The organism is Pseudomonas chlororaphis subsp. aurantiaca (assembly GCF_013466605.1).
Taxonomy (GTDB): domain Bacteria; phylum Pseudomonadota; class Gammaproteobacteria; order Pseudomonadales; family Pseudomonadaceae; genus Aquipseudomonas; species Aquipseudomonas chlororaphis_I.
On the sequence record NZ_CP059162.1, the window covers coordinates 351495 to 366979 of the forward strand.

Below are 15485 nucleotides of genomic sequence, written 5' to 3' on the forward strand. Positions count from 1 at the left end.
CAGCGCAGGTAAATTACCTGGCAAGCGCCGGATTAACGCCGTTCTGACGGGAGGGCCCTACTCTTTTTGGGCTTTTCTGGCATAATCCGGCGCACTTTTTTCGCGGTAGTAGTGCACGACTTTCTACTACAAAACGTTTGGAGCACTCGGCCACTGGCCGACGGGGAACCTCATGACGCAAGCCAATAACGCCGTGTACACCGATCTGAGTGTTGATGATCTGGTCAAAGAAGCCCTGAACCGCGGTGAAGGCGAGCTTGCCGATACCGGCGCGCTGGTTGTTCGCACCGGTCACCGTACCGGCCGTTCGCCAGTCGATCGTTTCATCGTTGAAGAGCCGAGCACCCAGGACGCTATCGCCTGGGGTCCGATCAACCGCAAGTTCCCGGCCGACAAGTTCGATGCCCTGTGGGCTCGCGTCGAGGCATTCAACAACGCGCAAGAGCATTTTGTGTCCCATGTGCATGTAGGTGCTTCCGACGAGCACTACCTGGCCGTGAAGATGACCACCCAGACTGCCTGGCAGAACCTGTTCGGTCGTTGCCTGTTCATCAACCCGGCCCAGTACAACCCGGCTGGCCGTGATGAGTGGCAGGTGCTCAACGTTGCCAACTTCGAATGCGTTCCAGAGCGTGATGGCACCAACTCCGACGGTTGCGTGATCCTCAACTTCGCTCAGAAGAAAGTGCTGATCGCTGGCATGCGCTACGCCGGTGAAATGAAAAAAGCCATGTTCTCGGTGCAGAACTTCCTGCTGCCGGCCGCCGACGTGCTGCCGATGCACTGCGCCGCCAACATCGGCGAAGAAGGCGATGTGACCCTGTTCTTCGGCTTGTCCGGCACTGGCAAGACCACCCTGTCCGCCGATGAAAGCCGTTACCTGATCGGTGACGACGAGCACGGCTGGGGCGAGGGCGTGGTGTTCAACATCGAAGGCGGTTGCTATGCCAAGTGCATCGACCTGTCCGAGAAGAACGAGCCGGTCATCTGGAAAGCCATCAAGCACGGCGCAGTGCTGGAAAACGTTGTGCTGGACGACGCCAAGAAGGCTGACTACGCCGATGGCAGCCTGACCCAGAACAGCCGCGCCGCCTACCCGCTGGAGCACGTCGAGAAGCGTTCCGCGAAAAACCTCGGTGGCGAGCCGAACGCCGTGATCTTCCTGACCTGCGACCTGACCGGCGTACTGCCGCCAGTGTCGATCCTCAGCGAAGAACAAGCCGCCTACCACTTCCTGTCCGGTTACACCGCTCTGGTGGGCTCGACCGAAATGGGCTCGGGCGCTGGCATCAAGTCGACCTTCTCCACCTGCTTCGGCGCACCGTTCTTCCCGCGTCCGGCCGGCGTTTACGCAGAGCTGCTGATCAAGCGCATCCGCGGCTTCGGCTCCAAGGTCTACCTGGTCAACACCGGTTGGACCGGTGGTGGCTACGGCGTCGGCAAGCGCTTCAACATCCCGACCACCCGTGGAGTGATCGCGGCCATCCAGAGCGGCGCTCTGGTCGGTGCCGAGACCGAGCACCTGGACACCATCAACCTGGACGTGCCACTGGCCGTTCCAGGCGTCGAAACCGGCCTGCTCAACCCACGCAACACCTGGGCTGACAAAGCCGCCTACGACGAAGCCGCCAAGGCCCTGGCTGGCCTGTTCATCGAGAACTTCAAGAAATTCGACGTGAGCGACGCCATCAAGGCTGCTGGTCCGAAGCTGTAAGCATCGGGTAAGTGGTTCAAGAAGCCGCCCTTCGGGGCGGCTTTTTTGTGGGCGTCATTCAGTCCCGTTCAAACTCCAGGCGGCTTGTTCGAGCGGCTCAATAAGCCTGATTCGACGCGACGTGTAAGGTAAATCCTGGTGTCCTGTGCAGGCAGTTCAGGGCCAATCGCCTGGCCTGAGCGAAAAAGAAAAGTCGCTCGACCAACTCGGATTTGCCTGACAGCCAAGGTCCCCTCGCACTGGTTAACGTGAGTTCCCCCGGTTGAAGACCGGGGTTTCCCAGGCGACCGAGCAAAGGACTATGGCCCGCAACAAGGATGTGCCCCAGGTATGGCAGCGCTACGACGCTGACGGCGGTGGTTATCGTCGCCTGCGCGATATGACTGCGAGCGAATTGGCTGAGCGTGATGAGGCGCAGCAGGGTTACGAGCAGATGCTCGCTCGCCAGCAGGCCTATGAAGAGCAGCTGGCGACTACACGGGTGGAATCGCAACCAACGCCCGTCGGTTGCGTGTTCACCAAGTCTTGCAAGCTGCCGAACGCAATCATCGACTACGTCACCCCGACAGGCTTCATACCCACTGATTCGGTGGCGAATTACGGCGCGTTGACGCTGCTGGGCGGTCGTGAGGTCGAGGCGGGTGGGGGCGTGGCCCTCAAGCGCATCAGCGGCGCGCTGCCGGCCAATCTCGGTACCTTGACCCTGGGTGGTGTCTCCGCGGCGGCTGGTACCACCGGTAGTGGCCTGGGGCTGATCTCCTCGGGCGTGGCGGCCGGTGCGTTGCTGGGGCTGGTGGCCTTGCTCGCTCCATCGAGCCTGGGTGATGGCGCGCTGTACAGCGAAGAGCAGCTACGCAATCTCAAGCAAGCTCGCACCCGGCTACGCCTGCGAGTTGAGCCGCAGGCCGATGGCAGCCTCAAGGGCTACGGCTTCAACACCCAGGGGCGCCGCGAGTGGGAAATGATTCCGGTGGCTCAGTTCGAGGCCCGTGGCGAGCAGCAAGTGGCCGACCTGGGCGATGGCATCACCCTCACCTGGACCCCGGCGGTGGACCCTTCGAGCACCATAGGGATACCACCGCTGGAAGCGGCTCCACAGACTCCACCGATCTGGATTTTCCCGCCGACTGAGGCGGCGGAGCGGATCATCGTGAGTCCGATTTATCCGCCGGAGTATCGGGATTTTATTCTGGTGTTTCCGCCGGGGTCTGGAGTTCAGCCGCTGTACATTGTGCTGAGCACACCGGTGTCAGGGCATGTTCTTGCACCGAGCGCCTTGCCTGGCTTTCCTGATGCGATTAGGGCAAAGCGGAAAACCTCTGTCCAAGGAGGTGGTGGGCGACGTAAACGATGGAAAACTGCAAAAGGACTAATTTTAGAATGGGACTCTCAACATGGCGCAGTTGAAATGTATGACAAACGCGGCCGCCATCTTGGCGAGTTTGATCCGCTTACTGGTGTACAAACTAAAGCAGCTGACAGAACAAGGAGCATAGAGCCATGAAGTTTCTCGTTGAGGCTTTTGACAAAGAAACCGAGCTGTTGGTTTTTGACGTAGAGCTGCCGGCCGATTGTGACGAGCGTGTGAAAGAGATCATGGGCTGGACAGTGGACCCTCAAGGTTGGGAAGGCTATGACCTGACTGCAGTGCAGTTGACTGAGTTTGAAAAGATCACTGAGAGGAAATTTGATCTCTCTGCATATGATTTCCAACTGACGGCTAATGGCTGAGTACTTTCGGGTTTTGTGCGGCTCAGTCTCGTTTGCAGGAACGATAAAAAATATGAAAAGTTATTTTTTCTGATTACACGGAGCATGAGTTCATAGACTTGCTCGACCGCATCATTGGAGATGAAGACACTGAAAAAGAAGTGGATGCGCCATTTCCAAAAGGTAAGCGAATACCCAGCAGGCTCCGATCTGATTTTTTACCCAGAGAATGGTGCCGATGACTCGTCCGAAGGCATCACACGGCTAGTGAAGGAGTGGCGGGCGGCTAATGGTTTGCCCGGTTTCAAATCTGTGTGAAAGGATTTGCCATCCCCCGCTCCCCGGCAAGTTTCAGGATTCCCGTAGACACCAGCATTTCCCGATGGATTAACAAGCAAACCCCAAAAAAACTGTGTATGGTGCGCGCCAAATCTGCCGGGTACCCTTGGGTGCCGACTTCATACACTTAAAGGGAATTAGGTATGCGCTTGTTTCGCGTGACTTCGATTTTTTCGTTGTGGGCATTGGCGTTTTCGGTGACGGCGCAGCAACTGCCGGTCGAGGTGCTGAGTGCGGTGGTCAAGGACCAGAAGATCGCCGACGCCGAAGTGCTGGTGCAGCGCAATGGCGCGCAGAGCGTGGTCGGTCGTACCAATGCTCAAGGCCAGGTGACCCTGACCACCGACTTCGCCGATGACCCCAGCAACCTGCTGATCATCAAGAAACCCGGCTATTCCAACCTGGTGGTCAAGTGCCCGTGCAGCGGCATGACCTACGCCATCAGCCCGGTGATGCAGAACCTCGACGGTCTGCGCGTGGTGCTGACCTGGGGCGCGACCCCAAGCGATCTCGATTCGCACATGATTTTCCCGGGCAACAACATCTACTTCCGCAACCAGCAAGGCGATGACGCCCACCTGGACGTCGACGATATCGACGGCTACGGCCCGGAAACCATCACCCTGGAAAAGAAACACTACGGCGAAAGCTATGTGTACGCGGTGCATGACTACAGCAACCAGACCCGCCCGGAGTCCCGTCAGCTTGCCGCCAGCCAGGCCAAGGTGTTCGTATACATGGGCCAGTCGCTGGTGCGCACCTACTACGTGCCGCAGGACCGCAGCGGTAACCTGTGGACCGTGTTCCGCATGACCGGCAATGGCGACTTCCAGGACATCAACACCCTCAGCGGCGTGACCGTCGATGCGCAGGATGTGTTGAACGAAGTGTCGCCGTTGCTCGATGACAAAGTGGAAGTTGCCGCCGTTGCCGTCAGCAGCAGCGCACAAGCCGATGCGAAAACCCTGAACCGCAAGGGCGAAGAGGCTTACCACGCCGGTAACCTGCAGCAAGCCATCGACTTCTATCGTCAGGCCATCGAGCTGAACAACGGCTACGGTCAGGCCTACAGCAACCTCGGCCTGGCCTATCAGAAAGCCGGCAATACCGCCGAATCGATCTGGGCCAACCGCAAGGCCATCGCTCTGGCCAGCGGCAGCTCGGCGGCCACCGTGCGCGCCAGTTCCTACTACAACATCGCGCGTATCTACGAAGCGGCCGGCCAATTCGCCGATGCCCTGCGTCACTATCAGTTGGCCAAGCAGCAGAAGGCCAACCCGGTGTACGACAAAGCCATCGAGCGTGTGCAAAACCGCTGATTCACGGGTATTGATCTGACCCCCATAACGCGCCGTCCCACGGCGCGTTATGCATTCATGGAGGTTGTTATGCGGGTTCTGGTTGTTGCGTTGATGTTGTCCCTGTGGACGGCCGTTACCCAGGCTGCCGGCCCGATGGTGTTCGCCACCATCGACCGTGGCACCTGGCCGGGTTCCTTGACCACGCAAGCGGGCTTCGATACCGCCTCGCGCGCGGAAATCCTGATGTTCGGCAAGGCCCTGCTGGCCAGCGAGGCGCTGGACGATGTCAGCCTCAAGCAGCACCTGGGCGTCAAAGCGCTGGACCATCATTCGGTGGAGCAAGTGCGCGAGCGTTTCTGGATACGCCTGCTCAGCAGTTACCACAGCGCCAGCCAGGACTGTGAAGGCGCCGCCTTCTGCCCGCTGGTGCGTAACCTGGATGACTTGCGGCAGCTGGCCCAGGGCTTCACCGGAACGGTCAGCCCGGCCTATGACGCGTGGGCCCAGGCGAGCCGACAGTTTCATGAGCAGTACCTGAATGAACAGCTGCGCCTGGCGGCCTTGTTCCCGAAGATCAGCAGTGAGATCGAACGTTTCGACAGCGCCGAGCTGATGGGCGACGAGCTGGCGGATCGGCAGTTTCTGCTGACCTTCGACGACGGCCCGACGGCCGCGGGCGGTCACACCGATACGTTGGCCAACGTGCTGCGGGCCAACGACCTGCATGGCCTGTTCTTCGTGCTGGGCGAGCCGTTCCAGGCGCGTCTGCGCAAGTCGTCGCCGGCGCAAATGCGCGAGTTGTACAGCGGCCAGTGTGTTGCCCTGCATGGCTGGGAACATAAGTCTCATAGCGCCTGGGGCGAATGGCAGCAGTCCATCACCCGTTCCGCGACCCTGGTGCGCGGCACGTTGCCAGATGATTACCAGCCGCTGTTCCGTCCGCCTTATGGCCAGCGTTCGAGTGACAGTGCGGCGTTCTTCAAGGCACAGGGCATCAAGGTGATGCTTTGGGGCATCGACTCCCAGGACTGGAGCAAGAGCCTCAGCGCCAGCGCGGCGAGCCAACGGGTGCAGACCCTGATGTTGCTGTGGCGCCGGGGGATCATTTTGTTCCACGACATTCACAACAAGGCGCCTGCCGCAGTGCCGACGCTGATCGCCGCCAACAAGAGCAATGGCGTGAAGTGGGTGGATTGCCGCGCGACGCGGTAAGAACACGACTTTTATCGCGAGCCATCGGCTGCTTGGTGGTTCGCGATACACCCTGAAAAACTCTGCATAACCCCAGCCGGACAGCATTCTCCGCCTCCCTGTATCATCCCGTATCCTTTCTTCCCCGACCTTTTCCCGACCCTGTGCCAGTCTGCAAGGCACGTCAGCGGTCAAAGGAGTGACAGCTTATGCACGACACCCTCGAACAGGTCTTCGGTTATCCACAGTTTCGTCCCGGCCAGGAGGCGGCGATCAGCGCGGTACTGGCCGGGCGCTCGGCGGCGGCGATCTTTCCCACGGGTTCCGGCAAGTCCCTGTGCTACCAGCTGCCGGCCTTGCTGCTGCCGCACCTGACCCTGGTGGTCTCGCCGTTGCTGGCGCTGATGCAGGACCAACTGGCGTTCCTCCAGCACCACGGCATCGCCGCGGCGAGCATCGATTCGGCGCAGAGCCGCGACGACGCCAACGAGGTCATGGCGCGGGCGCGCTCCGGTGAGCTGAAGATCCTGATGATCTCGGTGGAGCGCCTGAAGAACGAGCGCTTTCGCAACTTCCTGCAGCAGGTACGGATTTCCCTGCTGGTGGTGGACGAGGCGCACTGCATTTCCGAATGGGGCCATAACTTTCGCCCCGACTATCTCAAGCTGCCGGACTACCAGCGCCAGTTCAACATTCCCCAGGCGCTGCTGCTGACCGCTACCGCCACGCCCAAGGTGATCGCCGACATGCAGGCGAAATTCGCCATTGCCGGGCAGGACGTGGTGACCACCGGTTTCTACCGGCCCAACCTCAACCTGCTGGTGGAACCGGTGCAGGGCCAGGACAAGCGCCGGCGCCTGGTGCAGTGGCTGAGCGAGCGTCCCGGGCAGCCGAGCATCGTCTATGTCACCTTGCAGAAAACCGCCGAGCACATTGCCGAGCATCTGAGTCGCAACGGCATCCAGGCCCAGGCCTATCACGCCGGCCTGCCCCATGAGCAGCGCGAGGCCATCCAGCGCCAGTTCATGGCTGGCCAGTCCAATTGCATCGTCGCCACCATCGCTTTCGGCATGGGCATCGACAAGAGCGACATCCGCAATGTGGTGCATTTCGACCTGCCCAAATCCATCGAAAACTACAGCCAGGAAATCGGCCGCGCGGGGCGTGATGGCCAACCTTCGGACTGCCTGGTGCTGGCCAATCGCGACAGCCTCAACGTGCTGGAAAACTTCGTCTACGGCGATACGCCTGAGCTGGAAGGTATTCGCTGTGTACTGGACGAGTTGCAGGGCGCGGCGCCCGACGGGCAATGGGAGTTCCTGCTGGGGCCGCTGGCGGACCAGAGCAACATTCGTCAGCTGCCGCTCAAGACCTTGCTGGTGCAGCTGGAGCTGCGTGGGCTGATCGCGCCGCGTTACGCCTACTTCGCCGAATACCGCTTCAAGTTCCTCGAGGAGCCGCAGGTGCTGCTGGCGCGTTTCGAGGGGGAACGCCGGGAGTTCGTGGCGGCGATCATCGAGACCTCCAGCCGTGCCCGGACCTGGGCCACGGTGAATTTCGACGCGCTGTATCAGCAGCATCAGGCCGAGCGTAACCGGGTGGTGAAGGCCCTGGACTACTTCCAGGAAAAGGGCTGGGTCGAGCTGGAAAGCAAGCAGATGACCGAGGTCTACAACCTGCTGGAGACGGGCTTCGATGCCGCGACCCTGAGCCAGCAATTGCATGCCTATTTCAAGCAGCACGAAAGCAGCGAGATCGCGCGGATCCACGCGATGCTCGCGCTGTTCGCCACCGAGCAGTGCTTGGGGTATCGCCTGGCGCAGTATTTCGGCGATGACCAGGCACCGCAGCGGTGCGGGCATTGCTCAGTGTGCCACGGTCAGGTGGCCCGCCTGCCGGAGCCGCCAGCCTTGCCCGCGCTTGTGGATAAAAACTTCGAAGCGCTGTGCGGTGAATTTATCCACAGGCACCAACAGCACAGCGGCACGGTTCCAGGGGCGGAACGGTTGACGCGTTTCCTGTGCGGGATCAGCGTACCGCTGTTCACCAAGCTCAAGGCGCGGTCGATCCAGGGGTTTGCGGTGCTCGAGGACTACCCCTACGCCGAAGTGCGCGATTGGGCCGAACACCACTTCCAGGATTGATGACTGCCCGATCCATCCGCTGAATGCCGCTCATCACACGAATAAATTTCAAAAATACCCTGGGCCTGATTATGGTGGTTTGCGTTTTCGAGCCACCAACAAGAGAGCCACTATGAGCCAGATCGACATTCAGCGCGCCGCAGTGATCGGTGCCGGGACCATGGGCCGTGGGATTGTGATGTGCCTGGCCAATGCCGGGGTCGCGGTGCAGTGGGTGGATAACAATCCGCAGATGCTCGAACAGGCGCTGACAGCGGTGGCCAAGACTTATGCACACAACGTACGTCAGGGCCGGATCGATCAGGCAGAGGCCGATGCGCGCCTGGCCCGGGTAAGCGCGGCGGTGGATTATCCGGCGATCCGCGATGTGGATCTGGTGATCGAGGCGGTCTACGAAAACCTCGAGCTGAAGCAGAACATCTTCCGTGAAATCGACGGCCTGCTCCAGCCGCGAGCGATCCTCGCCAGCAATACCTCGGCGCTGGATATCGATGCCATCGCCGCAGTCACCCGGCGGCCACGACAGGTGCTGGGCCTGCACTTCTTCAGCCCGGCCCACATCATGAAACTGCTGGAAATCGTGCGGGGCGCCGCGACTGCGCCGCAGGTGCTCGAGGCCGCGCTGACGCTGGGCGAGCGCATGGGCAAGGTCAGTGTGGTGTCCGGCAACTGCCCCGGATTCATCGGCAACCGCATGTTGCGCACCTATGTGCTGGAGGCGCGCAAGATGCTGCTGGAAGGCGCTTTCCCTTATCAGGTGGATGCCGCATTGCAGGGCTTTGGCTTTGCCATGGGCCCGTTCCGCATGTATGACGTGGTTGGCATCGACCTGGAGTGGCGCGCCCGGCAACTGGCCGGCAAGGGCCAGGAGGCGCACGAAGTGCAGGTGGATAATCGGCTGTGCGAGGCGGGCCGGTTCGGCCAGAAGAGTGGCAACGGCTATTACCACTACGAGCCTGGCAGTCGCCAGGCCGAACACGATGTGCAGGTCGATGCGCTGGTTCAGGAGGTCAGCGAAGGCCTGGGCTACCGTCGTCGCGACATCGGTCCCGAGGAAATCCTCGAACGCTGTCTGCTGGCGCTGGTCAACGAAGGCGCGAAGATCCTTGAGGAAGGCATCGCCGGCTCGGCGCACGATATCGACCTGGTGTACCTCAACGGTTATGGCTTCCCGGCGGACAAGGGGGGACCGATGAGCTGGGCGGATCGGCAGGGGCTGGTGTCCATTCAGCAAGGGTTGCTGCGACTGCAAGCAGAAATGGGCGCGCACTGGAAGCCGGCGCGGTTGATTGACGAGCTGGCGCGGGCTGGTAAAGGGTTTGCCGATCACCGGGCCATCGGTTGAAATAGTCGATCGCCTGACCGACCACAGCAGGGTCGCCTTCCAGACACCTCGCCTCCGAGAACCAGCCAATAACCGACCGCATGCCGCAACGCACCGACTACCGCCACTTCCAGCCCATCATCACGCGCTGGCACGACAACGATGTGTACGGTCATGTGAATAACGTCACCTACTACAGCTTCTTCGACACGGCAGTGAACACCTACCTGATCGAAGAGGGTGGCCTGGATATCCATGACGGTGAGGTGGTGGGCTTCGTGGTGAGTTCGGCCTGCGATTACTTTGCCTCGATCGCTTTTCCCGAGCGCATCGAGATCGGCCTGCGCGTCGGCAAACTGGGCAACAGTTCGGTGCAGTACGAGCTGGCGGTGTTCAAGGCGGGAGAAACCGATGCCTGCGCGGCGGGGCGCTTCGTGCATGTGTTCGTCGATCGGGCATCGAATCAGCCGGTGGGGATTCCCGCCGGGCTGCGTGCAGCGCTGGAATGCTTGCTGATGTAAGGCACAAAAAAACCGCAGCCTTCGAGCGGCTCCTTGGGGTTCATCCCGGGGGTGATGACCCTGTCTGGCAGGAGCTGCCGTCAGGCTGCGGTCTTTGTGTCAGCGGGCTGCGACCGTTTCAGGTCTTAGTCGCGCCAGTGACGTTTGTGCTTGCGATGCCCGTAGGCATGGCCACGACCTGGGTGGCCGTCGCGGTAGTAGCGACGGTCGTCGTCATAGTCGCGGTAGCGGCGATCGTCACGATCGCTGGAGTTGCCCATGTGGTTACCCAGCGCGCCGCCGACGCCACCGCCTGCTGCTGCGCCGATCAGGCTGCCAGTGGTGCCCCCCACGCTGCGACCGACCACGTTACCGCCGGCTGCGCCCAGCGCACCACCGATAGCGGCTTCGCCACGGCTGCGTCTGTCGGCACCCACGGCACTGCCGCCCGCGCCGCCCAGGGCCGCACCGATGGTCGAACCGGTGCTACCACCAATCGACTGACCGACGACCGAGCCTAGAACCCCGCCCAATGCGCCGCCCACGCCTGCTTCTGTGGTGCCGCCGGCAGAGGCGATGCCACTGACCAGGCCAAGGGACAACAAGAGAATCGAGGAGAACTTCATAGAGGAGCCTCAAAGGGATGACGGCGCGATCCTGAGGCTGTGTTGAGGCGCTTACAATCGAAATCCGACGAATAGCACGAGTTGTACACAATCTCGTAACTTATTGTTTTTAGTAGGGAACTTATCCAATTTTTGCGAGTCTGTAGCTACTTGGAAAAGGCCGCTTCTGGATGGAAGCGGCCTTTTTTGTGCCTGCGATTTGGTTGGCGCTGGAACATCTCGCGGAGCGTAGCCGCTGCCGCAGGCTGCGATAAGGCGCGTAGCGCCTTCCAGCGCTCTCAAGAGCAACGCCTCCTGTGGAGACGATCGCAGCCTGCGGCAGAGGCTATAGGGTCAGCGATTTAGTCGATCAGGCCGACCGGGCCATGATCAAGCCGCTGTCGCTGGCCGCTTCCAGGCGGATCGCGACGAACTTCGAGGTCGGGGTGTAACTGCCATCCCCGATGCTTTCCAGCGGCACCAGTGGGTTCACTTCTGGGTAATAGGCCGCGGCCTGCCCCGCCGGAATATCGAAGGCCAGCAGGGTGAAGCCCTTGACCCGACGTTCGCGGCCGTCATCCCACAACGAAACGATGTCGGCTTTCTGTCCCGGTTTGAAGCCCAGGCGGATGATGTCGGCTTCGTTGACGAACAGCACGTCGCGCTGGCCCTTCACGCCACGATAGCGGTCGTCCAGGCCGTAGATGGTGGTGTTGTACTGATCGTGGGAACGCATCGACTGCATGATCAGGTCCGGCAACTGCCCGGTGGCGCGGGTGCGCTCATGCACCAGATCCTTGGGCAGCAGGTTCGGGCGGAAATTGGCGCGGCCTGACGGAGTGTTCCAGCGCCGCGCGCCGGCCGAGTTGCCGAGGTAGAAGCCGCCAGGGTTTTTCACCCGTTCGTTGAAGTCCTTGAAGCCGGGAATGGTGTCGGCGATCAGGTCGCGGATGCGGCTGTAATCGGCCACCAGCCAGTTCCAGTCCATCGGGTGGCTGCCCAGGGTAGCGGCGGCGATGCCGGCGAGGATCGACGGCTCCGAACGCATCTGCGGCGACAGCGGCTGCAACTGGCCGTTGGAGGCGTGGACCATGCTGAAGGAGTCTTCCACGGTTACCGCTTGCGCGCCTTCGCTCTGCAGGTCGATGTCAGTGCGGCCCAGGCACGGCAGGATCAGTGCTTCCTTGCCGTGGGCCAGGTGGCTGCGGTTGAGCTTGGTGCTGATCTGCACGGTCAGGTCGCAGTTGCGCAGGGCCTGGAAAGTCCGCGGGCTGTCCGGGGTGGCCTGGGCGAAGTTGCCGCCCAGGCCGATGAAGACTTTCGAACGGCCTTCGAGCATGGCGTGGATCGCCTCGACTACGTTATGGCCGTTCTTGCGCGGCACCTTGAACTGGAAACGTCGCTCCAGGGCGTCGAGGAAGGCCACCGGCGGCTGTTCGTTGATGCCCATGGTGCGGTCGCCCTGCACGTTGCTGTGGCCGCGCACCGGGCACAGGCCGGCGCCCGGACGGCCGATATTGCCGCGCAGCAGCATCAGGTTGGCGATTTCCTGGATGGTCGGCACCGAATGGCGATGCTGGGTGATGCCCATGGCCCAGCACATGATCACGTTCTTGCCCTTGGCGTACATGCGCGCCGCGCGCTCGATCTCCACCAGGGTCAGGCCGGACTGCTCGACGATGTCGTCCCATGGGGTGTCGTCGATGACGCTCAGGTAATCCAGCACGGCGGCGGTGTGTTCGTTGAGGAAGTCGTGATCGAACACCGCCGGCGCGCCAGTCTTCTGGGCGTCGCGTTCCCATTGCAGGAGGAACTTGGCCATGCCGCGCACCACCGCCATGTCGCCGCCCAGGGCCGGGCGGAAATAAGCGGTATTGGTCGGTTTGTTGCCGTTGGTGAGCATTTCGATCGGGTGCTGCGGATGCTGGAAGCGCTCCAGGCCGCGCTCTTTCAGCGGGTTGATGCAGACCACCTGGGCCCCGCGTTTCACCGCTTCGCGCAGCGGCTCGAGCATCCGCGGGTGGTTGGTGCCGGGGTTCTGGCCCCAGACGAAAATCGCATCGGCATGCTCGAAGTCGTCGAAGGTCACGGTGCCTTTGCCGACGCCGACGCTTTGCGCCAGGGCCACGCCGCTGGCTTCGTGGCACATGTTCGAGCAGTCGGGGAAATTGTTGGTGCCGTAGGCGCGCACGAACAGCTGGTACAGGTATGCCGCTTCGTTGCTGGCGCGGCCCGAGGTGTAGAACTCGGCCATGTCCGGGCTGGGCAGTGCTCGCAGGTGCTTGCCGATCAGGGCGAAAGCCGCTTCCCAACTGATGGGCTTATAGCGGTCGGTCTCGGCGTCGTAGCTCAGGGGCTCGGTCAGGCGGCCCTGGTATTCGAGCCAGTAGTCGCTCTGCTCCAGCAGCGAGCTGACGCTGTGCTTGGCGAAGAACTTGCCATCCACGCGGCGTTTGGTGGCTTCCCAGTTCACCGCCTTGGCGCCGTTCTCGCAGAACTTGACCATGCCGCTTTCCGGCGAATCGCCCCAGGCACAGCCCGGGCAGTCGAAGCCGCCGTTCTGGTTGGTCTTGAGCATCATGCGGAGGTTTTTCAGGGCGTTGTCACTCGTCAGCCAGGCCTGGGCGACGCTGATGAGCGCGCCCCAGCCGCCGGCCGGGCCCTTGTAGGGCTTGTAGCGCGGGGTAGGTGTCTGGTCGGCTTGATGATGAGTGGTCACGCTTGTTTCTCCATCGCAGGGCTGTAGACCCGTGGCGCACTTTTTTGCGGCAGGTGAATGAGGTTGAGGTTGTGCCGGCGTGCCCATTGCAGGGCCAGGCCGGTGGGCGCCGACAGGCTGACCAGGGTCTGGATGCCGGCACGCAGGACTTTCTGGATCAGTTCCAGGCTGCAACGGCTGGTGACGATGACCACGCCGCCGGCAGTAGGTATGTTCTGGCGGATCAACGCACCGATCAGCTTGTCCAGGGCGTTGTGCCGGCCGATATCTTCACGGCCCAGCAGCAACTCGCCCTGGGCGTTCATGAACACCGCCGCATGCACCGCGCCGGAGTGCTGGCCCAGGGGCTGGAAGGCGCTGATGCGCTGGCGCAGGCCATCGAGCCATTGGGCCGGCGGCAACGGCGCGCCGGGCAGCACCTTGAGGTCCGGCAGGGCCTGCTCCACGGCTTCCACGCCGCACAGGCCGCAACCGCTGGTACCGGCCAGTTGCCGGCGTTGCTGCTTGAGGTTCCAGAAGGCACGGCTGGAGATCTGTACCTGGGCGTACTGGGCCGAACCGCTGCCGCTCAGTTGCAGGTCGTAGATGTCCGACGCGTCGCCGATGATGCCGCTGCCGAGGCTGAAGCCGACGATGAAGTCTTCCAGGTCGCTGGGGGTGACCAGCATCACGGCCTGGCTGATGCCGTTATAGGCGATCGCCAGCGCGACTTCCTCGGCGAGCGCGGTACTGGCCGATTCCGTGTGGTCGAGGTTGCTGTAGCGGTAGTTCTGACTGGCGGCGGGCGCGGGCGTTTTCGCAGTGGGCGTCGCGCAAGCCGGGCGCTGGGGTTTCATGGGGCATCACCGGCGGAATATCCAGCCCTAAGACTAAGCGCGTCAAAGTGTCGCGTCTAATTGCTAGTACTGATGTGCCGATAGATGCCGTCGATCAAGACTCGCTCGGTGATTTCTGCTGCAGGGCGAAGCACGCCTCGGCCAGGGCCGAGCGCGGTGCGCTGCGGCGCATGATCAGGCCCAGGTGCGCCAGGGTGTTGGCGTCTTCTATGGGCTGCAGGCGCAGGTGTTCGGTGAGGGCTTCCAGGCCGCCGTCCAGCGGCATGATCGCGCAGCACAGGCCGCCATGTACGGCTTGCAACAGTTGATGCACGGCATCGGTCTGCAGCAGCGGTTGTGGGGTGAGGCCGCGACTGTGGAAGTTATGGTCGATGGACTGGCGAAAATGCATGCCGCTGGTCAGCATACCCAGCGGCAGTTCGATCACGGCCTCCCAGCTCAGGGGCTGCTCGCCGAAGCTGAAGAAGCGTTGGTCGTAGAGCAGGCCCATCCGGGTTTCGCCGAGGGCCAGGGATTCGAAGCGTTCGCTGTCCAGGCGCTCCAGATAGGAAACGCCGATATCCAGGCGATTGCTCGCCAGCTGTTCGAGGATCTGCTCGGAACTCAGGGCCGACAACTCGAAGCGCACATTCGGGTGCGCCTGGTGCAGGCGCTGCATCAACGGCAGCGGGTCGAAGCTCGACAGCGGTACCACCCCCAGGCGCAGGGTACCGACCAGATTGCCGCGACAGGCGGCTGCCTCGGCCTGTAGCCCGTCGTAGGCGGCCAGCACGCTGCGGGCCCAGGCCAGCACCCGTTCCCCGGGGGCGGTGAACCCTTCGAAACGCTGGCCGCGGTTGACCAGCGGCAGCTCGAGTTCTTCCTCGAGGTTGCGCAAGCGCATGGACAGGGTTGGCTGGGTGATGTGGCAGCGCGCAGCGGCCTGGCCGAAGTGACGGGTTTCGTCGAGAGCGATGAGGAATTTCAGCTGTTTGATGTCCATCTTCGCTTCCTGGGCGCGGGGGGAGGCGATTCTAGCGCGCTTGCCGTGCATAGAGTCATTGGTCGATTTTGAACCTCGTCTCTGAAGGCTGGTCTAGTCTTTCGCGTCTGGACCTATTAA

At 62.0% G+C, this 15485-nt stretch carries 13 protein-coding genes; 9 read left to right on the forward strand and 4 right to left on the reverse strand.

Going from position 1 to position 15485, the window contains the following annotated elements; translation table 11 throughout:
* Window positions 1-172 precede the first annotated feature (172 nt).
* The 9 genes from H0I86_RS01530 to H0I86_RS01570 all read left to right on the forward strand — a co-directional run bounded on the left by H0I86_RS01530 (window position 173) and on the right by H0I86_RS01570 (window position 10244).
* Window positions 173-1714 (forward strand): phosphoenolpyruvate carboxykinase, encoded by a 1542-nt coding sequence (locus H0I86_RS01530; protein WP_096372794.1) that lies wholly within the window; start codon window positions 173-175, stop codon window positions 1712-1714.
* A gap of 301 nt (window positions 1715-2015) precedes the next feature.
* Entirely contained in the window at window positions 2016-3218 is a 1203-nt protein-coding gene (locus H0I86_RS01535) for a colicin E3/pyocin S6 family cytotoxin (RefSeq protein ID WP_180923639.1), read from the forward strand.
* Window positions 3215-3445 (forward strand): DUF7683 domain-containing protein, encoded by a 231-nt coding sequence (locus tag H0I86_RS01540; protein ID WP_180923640.1) that lies wholly within the window; start codon window positions 3215-3217, stop codon window positions 3443-3445. Before H0I86_RS01535 ends, H0I86_RS01540 begins: the two co-directional genes overlap by 4 nt.
* Window positions 3446-3589: 144 nt before the next feature.
* Window positions 3590-3742 carry a bacteriocin immunity protein gene (locus H0I86_RS01545; RefSeq protein WP_308416481.1) on the forward strand — a complete coding sequence of 51 codons (153 nt, stop codon included), beginning with the start codon at window positions 3590-3592 and terminating at the stop codon, window positions 3740-3742.
* 164 nt (window positions 3743-3906) lie between these two features.
* The gene (locus H0I86_RS01550) at window positions 3907-5082 is read left to right on the forward strand and encodes a tetratricopeptide repeat protein (RefSeq protein ID WP_016702570.1); all 1176 of its coding nucleotides are present in this window, start codon (window positions 3907-3909) and stop codon (window positions 5080-5082) included.
* Window positions 5083-5151: 69 nt separating this feature from the next.
* Window positions 5152-6276, forward strand: a complete 1125-nt coding sequence (locus tag H0I86_RS01555) for a polysaccharide deacetylase family protein (RefSeq protein ID WP_180923644.1) — start codon at window positions 5152-5154, stop codon at window positions 6274-6276.
* Between the two features lie 188 nt (window positions 6277-6464).
* Entirely contained in the window at window positions 6465-8399 is a 1935-nt protein-coding gene (locus H0I86_RS01560) for a RecQ family ATP-dependent DNA helicase (RefSeq protein WP_180923646.1), read from the forward strand.
* A gap of 112 nt (window positions 8400-8511) precedes the next feature.
* Entirely contained in the window at window positions 8512-9744 is a 1233-nt protein-coding gene (locus H0I86_RS01565) for a 3-hydroxyacyl-CoA dehydrogenase (protein ID WP_180923648.1), read from the forward strand.
* A 68-nt stretch (window positions 9745-9812) separates the two neighbouring features.
* Entirely contained in the window at window positions 9813-10244 is a 432-nt protein-coding gene (locus tag H0I86_RS01570) for an acyl-CoA thioesterase (RefSeq protein WP_180925778.1), read from the forward strand.
* Between the two features lie 125 nt (window positions 10245-10369).
* On the opposite strand, the gene H0I86_RS01575 is transcribed toward H0I86_RS01570, so the two are convergent.
* The 4 genes from H0I86_RS01575 to H0I86_RS01590 form a co-directional block, all read right to left on the reverse strand.
* Entirely contained in the window at window positions 10370-10849 is a 480-nt protein-coding gene (locus H0I86_RS01575) for a glycine zipper domain-containing protein (protein ID WP_180923650.1), read from the reverse strand.
* A gap of 349 nt (window positions 10850-11198) precedes the next feature.
* Window positions 11199-13547, reverse strand: coding sequence for an FdhF/YdeP family oxidoreductase (locus tag H0I86_RS01580; RefSeq protein ID WP_180923652.1), 2349 nt, complete (start codon window positions 13545-13547; stop codon window positions 11199-11201).
* Complete coding sequence (fdhD, locus tag H0I86_RS01585; protein WP_180923654.1) at window positions 13544-14383, reverse strand: formate dehydrogenase accessory sulfurtransferase FdhD; 840 nt, start codon at window positions 14381-14383, stop codon at window positions 13544-13546. Before fdhD ends, H0I86_RS01580 begins: the two co-directional genes overlap by 4 nt.
* Window positions 14384-14477: 94 nt before the next feature.
* The gene (locus H0I86_RS01590) at window positions 14478-15365 is read right to left on the reverse strand and encodes a LysR family transcriptional regulator (RefSeq protein WP_124349105.1); all 888 of its coding nucleotides are present in this window, start codon (window positions 15363-15365) and stop codon (window positions 14478-14480) included.
* Between the last annotated feature and the right edge of the window lie 120 nt (window positions 15366-15485).